The sequence below is a fragment of the Njordella calcicola genome, assembly GCF_056494125.1.
Map to the genome: position 1 here is coordinate 1,026,513 of NZ_CM151396.1, position 19,270 is coordinate 1,045,782.

Sequence of the window (19,270 nt, forward strand, 5' to 3'; positions counted from 1 at the left end):
CCTCAGTCGCTTTGAACGGACCGTAGCCCGGTTGTTCAAGGCATTCGCTGCAGGTTTAGGAGTTTTAGGCGCTTTGCGAGTCTTAGCAAAGCTTGTGGTAACTAAGGGTGGAGCCTTCGAAGTATGGCTAGTCAGAAAACAAACAAAGCATTTGCGGCAGTTACGCTCCTGGTTACCGTCGCGTCGGTCTTGGGCTCGGCTACCGGTTGCCAAGTAAGTGTCGCGGGGCAAACGTTGCCTAGCGCTTATTACTTGTATGATGACATTCAGTACTTCCCAGCCGGACCTGAGAATAAACTAGCCAACGAAACCGCTGCTCTAAAAGCGGCTCGTGAACAAGCCAAGGCTGCCCAACAAACTCGCTAAGCAGCGGTTGCTGCAACGAGAAAGCCTTACTCGCCAGCAAATCAGCCGATTGCCGCAGCCATGCGTTCGCCGATTGCCACGCATGCTGTCTCGCCTAGTGTTAAACTTCACGGATAGCTCACGATTCCGCTTGCTATCCTTCGCTAGCTTGGGCTCTACTCCAAATAAGTCCGGTTGTTTGCGGCCTCTTTGTATTGTGCCAACAGCCTTTCTGCCGTCGCTCGCTGAAGTTTGCCTTTGTCGCATTGCGTGTTAAGCTGCTCTCCGAATTCATCGGCCAACGTTCCCGCATCATATCGCGCAAAGCGGACCATGTCCTCGATCTTGCTACCGCGGATGGCAGTCCGAATGTGGAATCCTTGGTCATCGATCTCTACCAAGGCTTCGTCCGGGATTCCGAACAAATTGTGATGCGAACCCATCACTTCCTGATAGGCACCCACCAGGAAGATACCCAAGAAATAGGACTCTCCGTCCCTCCATTCGGGCAATTCTAAAGTCTGACGGACATCGCGCAAGTCGACGAACTGATCGATCTTGCCGTCGGAATCGCAGGTTACATCAACCAGTGTAGCTAAATCCGTCATGGGATCGGTCAACCGATGCAAGGGGACAATCGGAAACAGTTGGCCGATGGCCCATGAATCGGGGCAAGATCGGAACAGGGAGAAGTTACACAGGTATTTTGCCGCCAGGACCTTCTCCACATCTTCAAACTCTTCATTGCGGAAGCGAGCGGAACCCGATTCATGCAAAGCTCGGTCGCAGATCTCCCAGAACAAGACTTCCCCCTTCGCGCGGTCCTCCAAGGATATCAAGCCAAGGTTGAATTCGGTATGCAGGTCGTCTTTGTGTTCAAGCGCGTCGTGATAGTACTCTTCGTAATTCTTACCATTGATGTCGTCCAGCAAATATTTCAATTCGCTGATTACCTGCGGATCATCTTCATCAATGGTGACTTCTGGCTCGTCGTCGGCAAACGTTTCAATTTCCTCGCGAATCGAAACCACCAGAACGCTGTGATAAGCGGTCATCATGCGACCCGATTCGGTGACCAAGTGCGGATGCGCGACTTCTTCATCGTCGCAGACACCTTGAATGGTGTAGACGGCCGCATTGGCGAACTCTTGCAAAGTATAATTCATCGACGACTCAAATCGTGTTTTGGAACCGTCATAATCAACTCCCAAGCCACCGCCAATATCTAAGAATTCAATTTGAAAGCCCAGCTTGGTCGTCTTGGCATAAACCCGAGCCGCCTCGCGCATCGCATTTTTGACGCGTTTGATATCGGTGATTTGCGATCCAATGTGAAAGTGCAGCAACTTCAGTTGGTCGACTCGGTTGGTCTCTTGTAGCAACTGCAGCGAGCGCACAATTTCAGAAGTGGTCAAACCGAACTTTGCGGAATCGCCGCCGGAAGAAGCCCACTTCCCAGAACCGCGTGAATAAAGTTTGGCCCGCAGACCAATCCAAGGACAGACGCCCGACTCCTCCGCGACTCGCAACAGCATCCGCAATTCGTTCAGTTTCTCAACCACGATCACCACCCGCTTGCCAATCTGTACGGCCAACGTAGCCAGTCGCATGAAGGTTTCATCCTTGAAGCCATTGCAGATCAATAAGGAATCATCGGATTGCACTTGAGCAATGGCCGCGTACAACTCCGCTTTACTGCCACACTCCAGGCCCACCCGCAGTTGCTGGCTGTGGTCCAAAAACTCGTGCACCACTTCTTTTCGGGGATTCACCTTCATGGGGAATACGGGATAGTGCAATCCCTTGTACTCGTATTCCGCAATGGCGCTGCTATAGGCCTGGGAAAGAAGTTTTAATTGCTGCTGCAGGATTTGCGGGAAACGCAGGACCAGCGGCGTGGCAAGCCCTTTTTCTTCAATCAAATGTTTGGTAATTTCCAGCAGTTCGCCCGTGGCTGAAGATTCCAGATCAGGACGCACCACCACATTACCTTGGGCATTCACATCAAAATAACCCGCCCCCCAATTCTCGATGCCGTAGGTCTGTTGAATCTTTTGGAGGGTTTGGTCTTTCATTCTCTGCTTTGTCTTCCAGCGAAGGTCTCGGATAGAATCCCGACGATTTTAGGCTCTCTTGGGGCTTTGTACCACCAGCTTGCCAGTCAAATTGCTCCAGAAAACGTAGAGAAAACGTCCGGAAAGTCGGCACCTTCAACGCTGACAACGACGACGGTGCGGTCGCTTCCAATGAAGTCGACCGCCCGTAGTCGATAGTCAAAGACCCGCTGACCTCAATCGACCTGAATGACCCAGAGATCAAGTCGAACCGCAGGCTGTTCACCTGCGAGTTATTGGCTGCTCAAGCATTCCCGCAAATCCTCGAACATCAGCCGATCCATGAAGACGCGTAAGACGTGAAGTCGTCTCTAAAACGACATCAATCTCTAACGTCGGAGTGTCTTTACACATTGCCCCAAGTCGAAGTCAAGGGCGATGCCAATACTTAGCAGGTTGGCAAACTTGAGAGCTGAGATGTTGCCGCTTATAGAACTTTTAGAGGCCATCCAAGAACTACTTAGCTGGTGCCGCAGCCATTTCGGGTTGTTCGGAAGTGACCTTCTTCTTCTTGAAGACACGGGCGGCAAGTTCGCTCAGGTCGTCTAAGTACGAATAGATCACAGGAATCGCAATCAACGTTAACAATAATGATAGGCTTTGACCGCCAACGGCAAGGACCGCAATACTGCGACGTTCCTCTGCGCCCGGTCCACTCGCAATCAACAACGGCATCAAACCTGCCACGAACGAAATTGTGGTCATCAGAATTGGTCGCAAACGATCTCGGTTGGCTTGCAGAATCGCTTCCGCGCGTGGCATGCCCTGCTTCCGCAACGCATTGGTGTGGTCCACTTGCAGAATGGCCGCTTTCTTGACCACCCCAAAAAGTACCAAAATCCCTAACGCTGAATACACATTTAACGACTCCCCACCCAACCATAGACTGATAATACCAAACGGAATCGCCAGTGGCAGCGACAATAGGATCGTGATCGGGAACAGCAAGTTCTCGAACTGCGCCGCAAGCACAATGTACATAAAGATAAATGACAAGATAAACGTCGAATTAAACTCTTCCAGCGTCTTGTCCAACTCACGGCCACGGCCCAAGACTCGTGTTTCAAATCCAGACGGAACACCTAGCTCATCGGCTACCGCTTGCAAGGCTGCAATGCGATCCGACAAAGCATATCCGGCCGCAATGTTACCGCGGACAGCGACCATCCGCTGACGGTCTAAGCGGTCGATCCGCGCTGGGGCGTTCGAGAAATTAAACTCTACCACATTATCCAATCGCGTTAAAACTTGCGAACTCCCCATCGCCGATGTTCGCGGCGCGGTGGTCATTTGCGTTGCTTCAGGGCGCGCGGCTGCAGGATTGGCACGTACATACAATTGGGATATGGCATTGACGTTACTGCGATCGATGCCGACTAATCGCAATTCAACATCATACGCATCATCGACGCTTACGTCGCGATAGCGAGATACACGTTCATCGCCTCCGACAGCGACTCGCAGCGTATCGGCAATTTCACGCACGCTGACTCCCACTGACGCGGCCCGCTCTCGCAAAATGGACGCATGCAGCTCGGGTTTGTCCAGTCGCAAAGTGGTGTCGAGATCAACGATGCCGGGGATCTTCATGGCCGCATTTCGTAGATCTTCGCTGAACTTCGAAAGCTTCGCTAAATCAGGACCGGTTATTGAAAAATCGATATCAACATTCGCGCCTTGTCGCAGCGAAGTTAAGTTTCGGACCGCAACACGTAAGCCACCGATGCCATTAAGCTTCTTTCGCATCTGCCCCATGATGTCTTGTTGACTGAAGTTCCCTCGCCAAGCCGCTTTGGGGTCGCCAGCAAGCAGTCCCTTCCACAAGCGACCGAAACTGAATGTTCTTTCTTCAGCATCCACCAAACGGACGAAAGTCTCGCCCCGGTTCACTCCTCCGAATCCTCGAGTTCCCACCGTCGTAAGAATGAATTCAACGCCCTCCGTATCCAGAATGGCATTTTCGACCGCCTGCATCGCTTGGTTCATCGATGTAAGCGTTGTGCCCTCGTTGGCGCTGATGCTGACTTCAAACTCGGACTCATCAACATTGGTCGGAATGTAGTCCTTCTGTACAATTTGGTAGAGATAAAGGTTGGAGCCGAGGACCGCGAATACGATGAACAACGTGACCAGCCGAAATCGCATCGCGCCACGCAGAATGAACATATAGCTTGCTTCGATATAACGATAAAAGCCTTGTCGCGATTTCGCTGTCGCCCCGGTTTGTTTAATCGGTACCAGCAACTTCGAACACATCATCGGTGTTAGTGTGAAGCTGATAAACATGGAGATCAAGATCGCAACGGTAGCCGTCACACCAAACTCAAACAGCAATCGTCCCGTGACGCTGGATAGAAAGGACACCGGCAAAAACACAATGACCAATGAGATCGTGGTTGCCAAAACAGCCAGCCCGATTTCGCGTGTACCTTCAATCGCAGCATCGTAAGGGCTCATGCCTTTCTCTTCGATGCAATGGAATACGTTTTCCAGCACGACAATCGCGTCGTCGATGACAACACCCACCATCAAGACCAACGCCAACATGGTTACATTGTTCAGCGTAAAGCCAAACATTTTCATGAACGCAAACGTTGCGATGATCGACGCCGGAATCGCAATCGATGCAATGATGGTCGAACGCCAAGACCGCATGAAGAGGAACACTGTAATACACGCCAGGATCGAACCAGAGACCAAGTGACCTTGGATTTCGTGCAACGCCGCCAAGATGTATCGAGATTGATCTTGGATGACTGTGATCCGTACATCGTCAGGCAGCAATGACGCACAGCGAGGCAGTCGCTCTTTGATCGCGTCGATGACAGCAACGGTGTTTTCTCCACTTTGCCGCTGGATTTGTAGCACTACGGCGGGCTGTCCATTGAGTCTCGCCAGAGTTCGGACTTCTTTCGTCGTATCCTCGACTCGACCTACGTCGCTTAATCGAATCGGCGTGCCGTTGACGGTGTCGATTACCAAGTCTGGGAAATCGCGACTGTCTTGCACGCGACCCAAGGTGCGCAGCGAACGTTCGCGAACGCCTTCATCGACACGCCCGCCCGGCGATTCAGCGTTTTGCATCGCCAAAGCATCTCGCACTTGCAAGATAGACATTTGATAAGCTGCTAAGCGACTGGCATCTATTTGAACTTGAATGGCGCGTTCAGCCGCACCCGCGATGTTGACCGCTCCCACCCCTTTGCTCGATTCGATCACTCCTTTGACATAACGATCCGCGTAGTAGTAAAGTTCCGTGGCTGATCGCGGACCAGAAACCGCCAAGCTCATAATCGGTGAGCTTTCTGTATCCGATTTGGCAACGATCGGCGGGTCAATGTTCGGAGGTAGTCGATTAACAATGCCTGCTACTCGGTCGCGAACATCTTGGATCGCAGCATCGACGTCGCGATCTAATTGGAACGTGACGATGACAAATGAAGATCCATCCGAAGAGATGCTGCGCAACTCATCAATGCCAGCCACCGTGGCCACCGCATCTTCGATGACTTGCGTGACTTCCGATTCCACCTCTTCGGAAGCGGCTCCAATGTAACTGGTGCGAACAAACACCGTCGGCAAATCGACGTTAGGCAAACGGTCCACGCCTAGCATTGGGAAGGCGACAATGCCAGCCACAACTAAAGCGACAATCATCATGGCCGCAAAGACCGGTCGTTGCACGCACAGGCGAGCTAATCCATACATGGTTTCGTTTCCTTAGGTCGCTGGTGTAGTAGAAGCTTTCGCAGCGGGCTCAGTCGTCTGCGGCGTGTTGTCACTGGCCGGCGCCGATTTGGGAGCGGCCGATGATGCGTCTTCTTGGAGCTGCGAGACCGGCTTGGTATTCTTCGGCGAAATCTTCGCCAGGCGACCGCGGGCAGCATCTTTCAATACCATGTCATTGGGGGCCAGACCGCTGAGAATCTCTGAATAGTTTTCTGTTTGACGGCCAATCCTGACCACTTCTTCACGAGCGATCCCATCGCTTAACTTCCAGACTTTATCGATTCCAGCAAAACGAATCAGCGCCGTGTTGGGCAGAACAAGCGACTGCGCCTGAGAGTCCAGCGTAATTTCTGACTCAGCAAACAAACCAGGTCGAATCGCTTCGTCCTCATTAGGCACATAAGCTTCAAAATAAAGCGACCGGCTCTGTTGGTCCAGTGTCGGCGCAATCCTAGATATGGTCGTCTCTCGCAGCGAAACGCTTCCTACAGGCATGACACGCACCGTTTGGCCAATCGACAAACTCTGGGCATACTTTTCAGGGACCGAAGATCGATATCGCAGCAGTTGCGTGACCGCGATCGTGAACATCGGCTGACCTGGACTAACAAAGTTGCCTTGAGCAACAGTACGTGTTTGGATACGACCATCTACCGGAGCAATGACGGACGTCCGAGCTAGACCTTGTTTGGCAATGTCCAGTTCTGCCGTTTGCAACTGGATCGCCGCCATCTTCTCACGCACGCCATTGAGAGCCGACGCATAACGGGCTTCGGCCACACGCTCGGCAGCTTCCGCCGCGTCCAGATCGACATCGGCGATCGCTCGCTGCTCGTACAATTGCCTAATGCGGGCCACTTGCTGTTTGGCCTCATCCCACACCGCTTTGGCTTCGCGGCTGGGCGGAGCGTTGAGTGGATCGAGCGATTCTGTGCCCTGGTCTGGCCTTAATCCAATCGCCGATTTGGCTTGGTGAAGTCGCGCGGTCGCCTGCTCAATGACTAACTGGTAATCCGACGGGTCGACTCTGGCGATGACGTCGCCGGCCTTCACCTTGTCGCCTATGTCGACCAGCAATTCAAGGATCTGGCCATTCACTTCGCTGGCCACCGTCGATATTTGATCGGCCTCCAACGAACCCTGGGATCTGACAATGCGGGGCCAATCTTGAAGATTGACGGTCAGCACTTCTGCTTCAATCGTGTCGAGCAAGGCGTTGGCAGCAGCGACCTCTTGAGCGGTTTTGGGTTTAGGAACCGACGTGAACTGGGAATCCAATTCTTTTGAGCATCCACTTAAGAACACAACAGCGGCCACTGGATGAAAGACCCAGTGCCGGAGAGCAGACGGAATACGAAGCGAAAGCATAGGGGCAGTTGTTGCTTTAGGTGGGTTTGCGGAGTAGGCAGGCGGGTGGCCGGGAAACTATTTCCAATTGATTGGTTACTTTGACCCGAAACAGGAAAGAAACCCAAACAATTTTGAATTGCTTCGCGTGCGACTTAAAAAATCTCAACGCTCATTTTGACTGCAGCGGTAGGCAAAAACTAGCCTAGCCAGCAATTTTAATTGGTCATTATGGTCGCTGGATCAGCTTAACGGTGTAGTTATTCGTCAATCTAAGCCAAAAAACAGCCTAGCCTTGATGCCACAGTTGGCAGTGCCCGGCGTTCAGTTTACCGCCGCATACGCTAGGAACATCCACCCATCGGAACTCAGTCTGGTCAAACCGTGTCGTAAGTTCTCCGAGCACCGGAGATTTCGTGATCATCTCCTGAAACAGCTCTGGATCACTGTGCCCAGATATCAAAACACCGACCGGATCAGAGCTCAGCAATCCTAGCAACACGGCCACCATGCGCGGTAGATCCCGTTCCAGCCGCCAAGCTTTCCCCTGAGGCCCATGACCATAGGCTGGCGGGTCTAAACAGACCATATCGTAAGTGTTTCCTCGCCGCTGCTCCCGCTGGCAGAAGGCCATCGCATCGTCAACGATAAAGCGAATCGGTAGCGATCGATTATCATCCGTGTCTGAAGGTACGGGATTCTGTTCAAAACCAGCCGATTTGCCTCTGGCCATGTGTTCAGTTTGGTTTAGTTCCGCGTTACGCTTAGCCCACTGCACCGCGGGTTTGGAGGCGTCGACATGCGTTACCTGAAAGCCAGCCGCCGCACACTGGAGCGATCCGAATCCGGTGTACGCGAAAAGATTCAAGACACGGGGCCGAGAGCCTGGACTTAAAAAACGGCAAGCTTTTTCCATCATGCCATCAAAACTGGCCCGATGTTCGGGAAATAAGCCCACGTGGCCAGCCGGCGTGCTGCGAAGCAGGACCCGCAGTTCGGTTTGAGCTGTCGGAATTGTCGCTACCCAGCCATTCTTCAACGCATCCTGGCCGGCGGCGGAACAAGCCGTCCAGTGGTCTTGGTAAATTAGGTCCGCTTGCTGCCAAAATTCGCCCGCCTGGGATGAAGATTTGCGACGGCGACCGGCTGCAACGCTCGGCCTATCGATCACCAGCGAACCAAACCGCTCCAGCTTGCGTCCCTGGCCAAAGTCGATGAGTTCGTAGCCGTCAGAAGCTTTCAAAGGTGCCATGCGAGCATCAAATAGGTTTGGAAATAGGCGATCCAGCCCTCGATGGACTTGAGAAAGCACAGCGCCGGAGCTATCATCGCGACTTGAATTTAGGTTTCGGAGCCCCACGTGCCCAGACGGCACGTTCGCTTCGCTTTATTTTGGAAACGGATCAGTCTAATGCGACATGTATTGTCTGCGGTAGTTCAAAACGTACCCGGCGTCTTGGCCCACATTTCCGGTATGCTCGCTTCCCGAGGTTACAATATTGACTCCCTCGCGGTGGGCGAAACCGAAGACCCCCAGCTATCTCGCATGACTTTGGTGGTGGCTGGTGACAATCGCGTTCTGGAACAGGTCCGCAAACAGCTTGAAAAAATTGTAACGGTTGTCCGCGTTCAGGACGTCAGCTCGCACGATTACGTCGAGCGCGATTTGATGCTGGTCAAAGTAAAGTGTGATGCTGGCAAAACTCGCAGCGAATTACGGGAATTAGTCGAAATATTCCGCGGTCGCATCGTAGACGTTAGCGCGTCGGACATCATGATCGAAATTTCGGGTCGCGAATCGAAGGTTGAAGCCTTCATTGAACGAATGCGGGCCTACGGAATCATTGAACTGACCCGGACGGGCCGAATTGCGATGGTTCGCGGCAGCCATCCCCTGACGCAGGAAGCGAGCGAAGAGCCTGCTTTGACGGGCGTCGAAGCCTAGCCAACGCCTTTGTTTGTGTTGCCTCTGACTTTCTTGGCGGTTTCGCTCTACCGATCCGCCAGCGAGCAGTAGTTATGGAATTATCGGGCCGCCCGCGTTTTTAGACGGCAGCTCTGTTGCCTTCAAGTTAACTGCAATGCTATAGATAGCCGCGTCAGCCGTTCTGGTTTCCGGCATGGGAGCGGTTTGCGTCTGGCATTTCCAGCGACGTTGGCTTGGATATCTCGGGTACGAGCACTCGCCAAGCGTTGGGCTGCAGCTTCCTATAGCAATCGATCAAGCATTATGAATTCACGCGGCGTTATCATTCCACTTTTTTGTATCTGTGCCAGTATGTTGATATCCGGTAGCGATTTCTCCGTAGCCTCGGCTCAGCAAGCTCCAGCCGCTTTTCGCGTCGATACCGATATCTACGTCGATCTAAAGCAACCGCCGGTCAAGCGAACTGTGACGCTGTTTTCATCCGGAGTCTACTATGATTTCAGCGGCGACAAAGACGGCATGATCACGGTCATCAATCCGCGCCTGCAAAATGTCGTAGTATTGGATCAGAAGAAGAAGGTGAAGGTCGAAATTCTACTCAGCAGCTTGCAAAGCGAGATCGACCAAGCGGCCAGCCAAGTGCCCGCATCGATGCGTCAGGTCTCCATCGAGCAGTGGCAAGCGGCGGATGCTAGTGAGCCAACGTTGACAGTGGGTAACGAAGACCTCAGCTACATAGCAACTGCCGTGACAGCACCACTGGATGGGGCCGCACAACAGTTCGCTTCCTTTGCCGACTGGTCTGCTCGTCTGAATGCCGTTCATCCTCCCAAACTACCTCCGTACATACGCTTGCACCTCAACGCAAAACTAGTTGAGAAGAACCTGATGCCTAAAAAGATTATTCGAACGGGTCGTCAGTCAGCCGTATACGCGATCTCGACGCCATCATGGACATTGAGCGACGACGATCTCAAGCGAATTCAAACGGCCAACAGCGCCATCGAACAATTCATGCTTGTGCCACCTGCAAATTTTTGGCAGCAGTAAGGCGATTGGCTCCAGCAGCAGAGGGGTGCGGTTGACAGCACGAGCCGAGCGCACCAATCCTATTGCGACGCGTTGGGGCAAGCCCAACGGTCGCCCAGAACTCGCGATCTCAGCACGATGTGCCTTGGTCTTCTGTCTTTCAAATGCTTCCGGCTTGCCCAGGAGATCCTTCCGTTTCTTGCTAGAGGTCCTGTAGCAAGAAACCCAACGATCCACTGGACAAGCCAGTGGGATTCGGTTCACGCTGTGGCGCAAGCATCGCCGCGAAGCTGGGCCTTGTGCCAGTCTTCGCAATAGGATTGGTGCGTTAACTGTTTAGCGATCGAAATGCAGTGTCGCTGTAATATCGACGTCGTTGTTGACTTTGCCTTGGCCGTAATTCATACCCCACTTGGTCCGATCCAGCTTGAATTTGGCGACGACCACGATTTGGTCGCCATCGGCTTCTACGGTCACGGGCACTTCTAGTGTTTCCTCTTTACCAAGCATCGTCAGCATGCCGATGATCGTGGCCGTGGGCTGCTCTGGATTCTTCATCTCGATCTTCTTGCTTTCGAAAGTGATCGAGGGATATTTTTTGACGTCGAAGAAGTCGGGGTTTTTCAGGTGAGCAGTCAGACGTTGGTCGTCTGAATAAAGCGATTCGGTATCAATGGTAATCTTCAGCGAGCCCTTTTCTGGGGCATCTTCCACAACGGTCGCTTCGGCGGTGAACTTTTTGAAGCCGCCGGAATGCTCTCCGTCAGATTTTTTTCCAAGAAATTCGATCTTCGACTTCTCGGTGTCTGCTTTCAGTTTTTCTTCTGCCTGAGCACTGCTCAGCAACAATCCAGAAGCGATCGCGAACATCGCTACAATCCGATACAACATAATGAATCCCTTAGCTAACTTGCCTACAATATTATCACCACCTGCGAGCTCCAACGGCTCTACGTCACTAAAGTTGTAAGCGTCGTTGGTACCGATGACAAGACAGGCGGAATTAGGAAGTGCGACTTGGACAACCGGGCCGCCGCCCAGAAAACTAGCCGAACCAAGCGAATTGCCGATGGCAAAAACGAAAAAATCCCGCGAAATACCATAAGGACTTCGCAGGATATTCATGATTTGAAAACGCGGCTTGCGGTTTCCCGCATGCGATTAGCGTTTGGTACGCTTCACCTTCGCGCCACCCTGACGCACTTTGTAGCGCGGGTTACTTTTACAAATGACGTAAATTCGCCCGCGACGACGGACCACTTGACAGTCGGGGTGACGGTACTTTAACGCACCAATTGACGATACAACCTTCATTTCTGCTCCTCATGCCTAGCCGACTTCATTCAACCGGCATATTTGACAACATTCGAACCTCGGAACTATAGCTTTCCTAGGCCACTGTTCGGAAAATCGATTAGGGCGAGTATCATAGCAACTGAGTTCTATTCCACAATGCCAAAACGCAAAGGTTTATTTCGGCATGCGTATCGCCTATTTTGACTGTTTTAGCGGAGCCAGCGGAGACATGGTCCTGGGAGGACTGCTGGACGCCGGTGCCAGCTTGAAGAATGTCCAGGAGGGCATTCAATCGCTGGGCCTGCCCAACTTGCAAATCGGCTGCAAAAATGTGCTGAAGAATGGATTCCGAGCGAACTATATTTCGATCACGCACCCGCCAGAGCACGCGCACAGGCACCTTTCGGACATCACAGAAATGATCAGCAACGCGGCCATCAGCGATAACGCCAAACAGTTGGCCATCGCGATCTTCACGCGAATTGCGGTGGCAGAAGCCAAGGTCCACGGCAGCGATCTGAACGAAGTCCATTTTCATGAAGTTGGAGCCATCGATTCCATCGCTGACATTGTTGGAACCGCGATTGCCTGGGAAGAGATCGGTGCGCAAGCCGCTTACGCCTCTGCGATTCCGGTCGGCAATGGCCAAGTGAACATCGCTCACGGTTTGGTTTCACTGCCCGCTCCCGCGACGGCCGAAATACTCAAAGGAATTCCGATCGCGCCAACCAACATCGCGGCCGAACTGACCACGCCCACCGGGGCTGCGATTCTTGCGGAACTTGTCCGCGGATTTGGTCCCCTGCCCTCCATGCAAATCGAACGCATCGGTTACGGCGCTGGCACGCGTGACCTACCCCAACGGCCGAATCTGCTCCGCGTCATCGTAGGGGATGCCTTGCGCGTTCGCAGTCGCAATGACCAACGCGACGATGATAACGTCGCTGTGCTTGAAACAAATCTGGACGATGTATCCGGCGAGCAGATAGGTTTCACGATCGAAAGGCTTTGGAAGGCCGGCGCGCTGGACGTGTTTACAACGCCAGTGCAAATGAAGAAAGGACGCCCCGGAGTTCTGCTGACCGTGCTGGCACAACCCAGTGATCGCTCCAGGCTGGAACGCATTCTATTCGAAGAATCGGGCACCCTGGGGGTTCGCTACCGCGAGCAGCAACGCACCATAGCCAAACGTTCGATCGTTCGCGTGGACACTAGATTCGGAAGCGTGCGAGGTAAGGTATCGCACTTGCCCAGCGGCGAAGTCGATTTCTCGCCAGAATACGACGATTGCAAAGCGCTCGCTGAACGTCATGAAGTTCGACTGAGTATCGTGGTGGATGAAGCTAGGTTGGCCTTCTCGGGGCCTTCCGTGTTCGCCCAAAGCGACAAGCAAACCGGCTTGAATGCCGCTCTGCCCCCTGCGCCGCCAGCCATCGACCCTTCGCACAGTCATTCGCATGATCACAGTCATTCGCATGATCACAGTCATTCGCATGATCACGGCCATGGGAGCGAGCAGATGCAGCCAGAACGCTTGAGTGGAAGGCTGCAAGAGGACGAACCCCAGGACACGCTGCGGGCCTTCTATCCGATGAACGATGCGCCCAGCAGCGGGATCTTGGCCGATGAATACATTGGCCCGCAGACGCCGATCCCCGATGAATGGACCGGAGCGTCATTGTCCATCGAGCCGAAGCTACATCAGCCGCCCACGGTGGATCATGATGCGATTGACCAAGCGGAAGATCTCAATGTAACGCACGATGAATTCGAGCAGCATATTCCGCGATCTCATTCGTACCATTCCCCTTCGCATATACGCCGACCGCACTTCTTGGACCGTCCCGGCGACGAAGGTCATGAAGAAACCAAGAAGCAATAGAACAGGCAGTGAGGGTGTCGATGGATCGCAAAAACGTTTTCAATGGTCGACAGTTAATCGGTAGTTTGCGAGATGCTACGCGAGCTTGTGTCATTATGGATGTTCAAGGCAGTGTCGTGTTTGCCAATGACGCTGCTGCGCGATTGATCGGAGTTGAGTTAGATGAACTGCTTGGCTATCAACTGCAACCGGTAAACGCTGTCGAAAATGCATCGGCCAGTCAGGAAGTGCCGTCGCCTTTCATCAGCGAAGTACAGGCTTGGTATGACAGTGATTCGGTTTTGCATGGTGCGGCCAGCGGTTTGATTCGAAGTGCACGGCAGCCGCATCTGTTCTGGCTGGCCACAAGTCTACCGGATCAGCGACAGCGGCGTTTGGTTCAATTGCTTGCGTTGCATCAAGACGAACCTTTGATGCAGTATTTACGATTGCCTAAGGCGTGGCGTTTGGAGCAATCGACGCGGGATTACATCACCGAGCTAAATTCCCAGCAGTATGCTTTGCGACGTTTGCTGTGCCTGGCTGGGCCCGAACCTGCAACCAAGCTGGCGTTGCAACAAACTCAATTGGCTATTGAAAATCGAGTGCCTGTCTTAATCGAAGGGCCGAATGGTGCGGGGAAGCGAAAGCTGGCCGAGGCGATCTTGTTTCAACGTACTCGTAGCGACAAGAATGCTGAACCACCGACGGTCATCAGTTGCCAAGTGGTTGATTTGAGTTTGCTGCGCGAGCTGGCCGAGCTGATTGACCAACGCATCCATTTTGCTAAGCAAAATCAATTGCCAGCCCCAGCGGTGTTATTGGACCAGATCGACGCGCTGCCTGCCGAATGCATGGAAGAAACAATGCGTTTATTGAAACGAGTTCCGGAGGCTATGTTTCTGGCCACCGCCAATACTCCAAATCACCCTGCTAGCGGGCCATGGCATTGCAACGACTTATTCAAAGCGCTCAGCGTGATTCATATCCAGCTATGTCCCATGCGACAACGAGCGGCTGACCATACGGTGTTGATTCGCCAAATCTTGTTGCAAGTGTGCGCGGAGTTAAAGATGGAGACGCCACCGACTGTCAGCGAGACCGTCAAGCAGTGCCTCCTTGCGTATCGGTGGCCGGGGAACCTCGCGGAGTTTGTGACAAGCCTCCGGCATGCCGTCAAGGCAAGTCAGGGAGGCGAAATTGAAATCGAACATCTACCTCTGTGCATTCGGACTTATCCTTCTGCAGCTACGCCAAGCGCCGACCCAGAGCCGATCCAATTGGAAAAAGTGCTGATGGATGTGGAACGACGCTTGATCGAGCAGGCGTTAAGGCAGTTTCCAAGAAACAGGACTGCTGTTGCGAAGCATTTAGGTATCTCGCGAGCGAAGCTATTGCGACGGCTGGAGTTCTTCGGAATCGATATGCCAGTGGACGTGGACACGAAGGACTCGCAAGGAAGTGAACTAGCCGTATCCGATCAACCAAGTCACGAACCGGTGCAGACGCTTGTTCTGGAAGACAGCCGTCCGTCTCGCGGCAAATCGCCGGAGTCCAAAGCAGCCGCGATCCGCCGAAAGCAGGCCCTGACCGACGATCAGTTGGTGGATTTGGCGATGGACGAAGCGGACGAAATGCCCGTCTTCCGCGAAATCATCGAGGACGAATAGGGCCGCAAGCGTATTGCTCGCACGGGGCACGTGCTCCGAAAAAGTGGGGGCCGTTTAAAACACGTAAAAAGCGGATTGTTTTATTGAGGTTTACGGCGAGGCAAATAATCTCGCTCGACCCATTTGGTGTCCACACTGCCATCGATGAATTCTGGTTGGCTCAAGATCTCGCGGTGGAAGTCCGTGGTGGTTCGAATCCCTTCGATACGAAGTTCTGCCAAAGCACGCTGCATCGCAGCAATCGCTTCGGTACGCGTGTTGCGATGCACAATCAATTTACCGATCATCGAATCGTAATAAGGTGGCACGGTATAGCCGGCATGAGCGTGCGAATCGAACCGAATGCCAGGACCACCTGGGACGAACATCTGTTGAATCTTGCCAGGACTTGGTTGGAAATTTTTGTTGGGATCTTCCGCGTTGATACGGCATTCGATCGAAGCGCCTTGGAACTGAATGTCGTCTTGTGTGAATGGTAGTTTCTCACCAGCGGCCACTAAAATTTGCGTCTTAATCAAATCGATTCCGCTGACCTCTTCGGAGACGGGGTGTTCCACTTGGATGCGAGCGTTAACTTCGATGAAGTAAAAGTTTTCATCTTTATCGACGATGAATTCAACAGTCGCAGCGTTGTAGTAGTCTGCGTTGCGAATCATCCGTACGGCCGCTTCGCAGATTCGTTCACGCGTCTTGGCGCTCAGCGTTGAAGAAGGGCTTTCCTCGATCAATTTTTGGTGACGGCGTTGTACGGAGCAATCGCGTTCGCCCAGGTGAACGACGTTGCCATGTTTATCGGCAATGACTTGGACTTCGATATGTCGTGGACGATCGATAAATTTTTCCAGGTAGACGCCTGCGTTGCCGAACGCCGCTTTGGCTTCAGCTTGAGCTTGTTGTAAACCAACTTTCAAAGAAGAATCGTCGGTGGCTACTCGCATGCCTTTACCACCGCCGCCGGCAGTTGCCTTGATCAGCACGGGGTAACCGATTTTGTTGGCGTATTCGACGGCTGCAAGTTCGCTTTCAATCAAGCCATCGCTGCCGGGCACAACCGGGACTTTGGCTGCGATTGCCATGGATCGAGCGGTGCTCTTGTCGCCCAGGCGTTCCATGGCATCGGGAGTTGGTCCGATGAATTCAATATTGCACGAGCGGCAGACTTCGTTGAAATGCGAGTTTTCCGCCAGGAAGCCATAGCCAGGATGGATCGCATCGGCGTTGCCAATTTCGGCTGCAGAGATCAAGCGGTCTATGCGCAGGTAACTGTCGGCGCTTTTGACCGTCCCGATGCAGATGGCTTGGTCAGCCAGTTTGAGATAATGGCAGTCGCGATCAGCCTCGCTATAAACCGCGACACTTTGGATGCCTAAGTCTTTGCAGGCGCGGATGACGCGAAGTGCGATTTCACCGCGATTTGCTATCAGGATACGTTGGAACATTCACAAACCATTCGAGTTCTATTGCATTGAAGCTTGGACGCCAGCCGAGAGTTAGGCTCGCGTATCAACCTTGAACAGCGGTTTCCCGAATTCAACAGATTCCTCGTTTTGGACAAGGATGGCAACAACGCGACCACGAACTTCCGCCGGGATTTCATTGAAAACTTTCATAGCCTCGATAATGCACACGACCGAATCGGCCTGAATCGACGATCCGACCTCAACGAAATTTTTGGCATTTGGGTTGGGACGCGAGTAAAACGTGCCCACCATCGGCGATTTGATAGTGATAATATTAGGGTTGTTGTCGTCGTTGGGCGGCGCTGCGATTGCGGGGGCTGGTGCAGCCATTGCGGGAGCCGCTTGAACGGGAATCGGGGCCTGTGCAATAGTTACCGGAGTGGCGACCGCACGAGCCAATCGAATTTGCTGGGCGTCTTGCCGCAAGTCGATTTCCGTTAAATCGTGTTCCTTCATCAGGTCAATCAGAGACCGAATTCGCTCAACGGAGAACACATCACCTTCGCTAGATTGACCTTCGGCCATCGATTTCCCACCTTCTTTTGTGCATTAAATCCAAGCTACGCAATTATCATCTAGATTCGTCGGCAATTTGGAAAGTACCCGACAGCCATCTTTCGTAACCAAACAGTCATCTTCAATCCGAATTCCGCCCCAACCCGGGATATAAATGCCAGGTTCGACCGTCACGACCATCCCCGGCTCCAATGGCCGAGTCTGACCCTTTGCCAAACGCACCGATTCGTGGACTCGCAAACCGAATCCATGTCCGAGTGAATGCGTGAATCGCTTTCCAAACCCAGCCTCTTCGATGACGCTGCGAGCAATTCGGTCTACTTCTTCCATCGCTACTCCTGGCGCAATCGCTTCGATCGCGGCCTTTTGAGCCCGTTGGACGACCTTGTAAATCTTGGCAAATTTGGCGGGTATCCTATCGACGGACAAAACGCGGGTCAAGTCGCTGACATACCCACCGACCTTGGCTCCCCAGTCAATCAGCAAGAAAGATTCGTCGCCGATCTTCTTTTGGCTAGGGATTCCATGCGGCAAAGCGGCTCTAGGGCCTGCGCCGACGATCGCTTTGAAGCTCGATTCGCTAGCCCCCAGCTTTCGCATCGCATATTCCAAATCGTCAGCTACTTCCTTTTCGCTCATGGAACGCCGCAAACTTGCCTTGACCGAGAGAAACGCGTTTTCAGCGACCAGAATCGCTTGCTCAATCAGCTCAATTTCCAGCGGATCTTTCTTTTCACGCAAGGCTTCCACCAGTCCAGGGGCTGACCATATGGTCTTGGATTTCAAGCTCTCTTCGATTTGCTTGTAGGCTACATGCGTCAGGGAATGCCCTTCCACCGCAATCGAGGCATAGTATTGCTTGTTCAAAAACATCGATGCCGAAGCTGGCAGTGTTTTGGCCATGGGCCGCAAGAATAATTCGATGTCCGGACACTCCTGCTCGATCTGTTCGGAGTATCGTCCATCGCTAAGCAGAGCAGCTTTCCCCGTATCGTCCATGTAAAGGTAGGAATCGCCACCGGTGAAGCCAGTCAGGTAAGTGACGTTCGCTTCATCGCAGATCAGCATCGCCGACGCATCCGCGTCCCACATTCGCTTTAATAGCTTGGCGCGTCGCCCAGGATAGTCAAAGGTCTTCAATGTACATCAAGCTCTTAGGGTGAGAGGCTGGGAAGATAAATAGGGTTTCAGAGTTTGAAGCGATTGTAATTGGATTCGCGATGATCGTTGCGGTATTGAGTTCTATTTTACTAAACAGTTGTTGCCTGCTTGTGGTTTGTACATAGACTTTATCTATCGTGGATCGAAATACAAAGTCGAGTTTGGAGCACAACCGTGAGTTTTATCAAAGAGTTTAAAGAGTTTGCCATGCGTGGCAACGTGGTCGATTTGGCTGTCGGGGTGGTCATCGGAGGGGCGTTTGGGAAAATCGTCAGTTCCTTCGTGAGCAACATTGTCATGCCGCCATTGAACCTTATCACCGCCAAGTACGGAGTAAACTTTTCCGAGCTGGCACTGAGAATTACGACCGAAGCACCTAATGTACTACCCGACGGCAGCAAGGAATTAGCAGCAGATGGTTCGCCGATTATGAAACTGCAAGAGTATCCAATTCTAAATTATGGTCCGTTTATCCAGACCATCGTCGATTTCTTGCTAGTTGCCATTTCGATCTTTTTTGCGATCAAGGTTTTGAACCGCATGAAGAAAAAAGAAGTACCGGCACCGGTGGTTCCAGCGTCTCCGACCGAAGACGTTCTGCTGCTGCGAGAAATCCGCGATTCATTAGCCCGCTCTACGCCGCGCCGCATTGAAGAGTAATCGGGTTCACGCTCGCTGCTGAAAGGGTCCGCACTTTTCATGGAGCGCCCTGACCAACGCTACTCCGCTGGTCTGGGCGTTCTCACCTTCTGAAGTACCGATTATGCAAGACGCCGTTTTGAGCTACAATCAGCCTGAAAGTTTTTGCACCCTCG

At 52.8% G+C, this 19,270-nt stretch carries 15 protein-coding genes; 6 read left to right on the top strand and 9 right to left on the bottom strand.

Annotated features, from left to right (window positions below):
* Nucleotides 1-123: 123 nt before the first annotated feature.
* The gene (locus SH302x_RS03925; RefSeq protein WP_479367441.1) at nt 124-366 is read left to right on the top strand and encodes a hypothetical protein; all 243 of its coding nucleotides are present in this window, start codon (nt 124-126) and stop codon (nt 364-366) included.
* Between the two features lie 155 nt (nt 367-521).
* Here SH302x_RS03925 and speA read toward each other — a convergent pair whose 3' ends face one another.
* The 4 genes from speA to SH302x_RS03945 form a co-directional block, all read right to left on the bottom strand.
* Nucleotides 522-2,420 (bottom strand): biosynthetic arginine decarboxylase, encoded by a 1,899-nt coding sequence (gene speA, locus SH302x_RS03930; protein ID WP_479367442.1) that lies wholly within the window; start codon nt 2,418-2,420, stop codon nt 522-524.
* Nucleotides 2,421-2,915: 495 nt separating this feature from the next.
* Entirely contained in the window at nt 2,916-6,167 is a 3,252-nt protein-coding gene (locus SH302x_RS03935; protein ID WP_479367443.1) for an efflux RND transporter permease subunit, read from the bottom strand.
* A gap of 12 nt (nt 6,168-6,179) precedes the next feature.
* Nucleotides 6,180-7,556 carry an efflux RND transporter periplasmic adaptor subunit gene (locus tag SH302x_RS03940; RefSeq protein ID WP_479367444.1) on the bottom strand — a complete coding sequence of 459 codons (1,377 nt, stop codon included), beginning with the start codon at nt 7,554-7,556 and terminating at the stop codon, nt 6,180-6,182.
* Nucleotides 7,557-7,824: 268 nt separating this feature from the next.
* Nucleotides 7,825-8,787 (bottom strand): class I SAM-dependent rRNA methyltransferase, encoded by a 963-nt coding sequence (locus SH302x_RS03945; protein WP_479367445.1) that lies wholly within the window; start codon nt 8,785-8,787, stop codon nt 7,825-7,827.
* Nucleotides 8,788-8,946: 159 nt separating this feature from the next.
* Between SH302x_RS03945 and ilvN the strand changes: the two genes are divergently transcribed.
* Nucleotides 8,947-9,480 (top strand): acetolactate synthase small subunit, encoded by a 534-nt coding sequence (gene ilvN, locus SH302x_RS03950; RefSeq protein WP_479367446.1) that lies wholly within the window; start codon nt 8,947-8,949, stop codon nt 9,478-9,480.
* Between the two features lie 333 nt (nt 9,481-9,813).
* Nucleotides 9,814-10,512, top strand: a complete 699-nt coding sequence (locus SH302x_RS03955) for a hypothetical protein (RefSeq protein WP_479367447.1) — start codon at nt 9,814-9,816, stop codon at nt 10,510-10,512.
* A gap of 315 nt (nt 10,513-10,827) precedes the next feature.
* Here the strand turns inward: SH302x_RS03955 and SH302x_RS03960 are convergent, their stop codons facing one another.
* Both SH302x_RS03960 and ykgO read right to left on the bottom strand, forming a co-directional pair.
* Entirely contained in the window at nt 10,828-11,616 is a 789-nt protein-coding gene (locus SH302x_RS03960; RefSeq protein ID WP_479367448.1) for a YceI family protein, read from the bottom strand.
* 36 nt (nt 11,617-11,652) lie between these two features.
* Nucleotides 11,653-11,805, bottom strand: coding sequence for a type B 50S ribosomal protein L36 (gene ykgO, locus SH302x_RS03965; RefSeq protein WP_479367449.1), 153 nt, complete (start codon nt 11,803-11,805; stop codon nt 11,653-11,655).
* 166 nt (nt 11,806-11,971) lie between these two features.
* Here ykgO and larC point away from each other — a divergent pair, with 166 nt between their 5' ends.
* Together larC and SH302x_RS03975 are read left to right on the top strand one after the other, a co-directional pair.
* A complete protein-coding gene (gene larC, locus SH302x_RS03970) occupies nt 11,972-13,669 on the top strand; it encodes a nickel pincer cofactor biosynthesis protein LarC (RefSeq protein WP_479367450.1) in 1,698 nt (565 codons plus the stop codon).
* Between the two features lie 20 nt (nt 13,670-13,689).
* Nucleotides 13,690-15,318, top strand: a complete 1,629-nt coding sequence (locus SH302x_RS03975; RefSeq protein WP_479367451.1) for an AAA-type ATPase lid domain-containing protein — start codon at nt 13,690-13,692, stop codon at nt 15,316-15,318.
* 80 nt (nt 15,319-15,398) lie between these two features.
* Here the strand turns inward: SH302x_RS03975 and accC are convergent, their stop codons facing one another.
* The 3 genes from accC to SH302x_RS03990 are packed head-to-tail and all read right to left on the bottom strand — an operon-like array spanning nt 15,399 to nt 18,434.
* Nucleotides 15,399-16,757 (bottom strand): acetyl-CoA carboxylase biotin carboxylase subunit, encoded by a 1,359-nt coding sequence (gene accC, locus SH302x_RS03980; protein ID WP_479367452.1) that lies wholly within the window; start codon nt 16,755-16,757, stop codon nt 15,399-15,401.
* 51 nt (nt 16,758-16,808) lie between these two features.
* Nucleotides 16,809-17,303 carry an acetyl-CoA carboxylase biotin carboxyl carrier protein gene (gene accB / locus SH302x_RS03985; protein WP_479367453.1) on the bottom strand — a complete coding sequence of 165 codons (495 nt, stop codon included), beginning with the start codon at nt 17,301-17,303 and terminating at the stop codon, nt 16,809-16,811.
* Nucleotides 17,304-17,327: 24 nt separating this feature from the next.
* Nucleotides 17,328-18,434: a M24 family metallopeptidase gene (locus SH302x_RS03990; protein WP_479367454.1), complete on the bottom strand. Its 1,107-nt coding sequence runs from the start codon at nt 18,432-18,434 to the stop codon at nt 17,328-17,330.
* A 195-nt stretch (nt 18,435-18,629) separates the two neighbouring features.
* Here SH302x_RS03990 and mscL point away from each other — a divergent pair, with 195 nt between their 5' ends.
* Nucleotides 18,630-19,115, top strand: coding sequence for a large-conductance mechanosensitive channel protein MscL (gene mscL / locus SH302x_RS03995; RefSeq protein WP_479367455.1), 486 nt, complete (start codon nt 18,630-18,632; stop codon nt 19,113-19,115).
* The last annotated feature ends 155 nt before the right edge of the window (nt 19,116-19,270 follow it).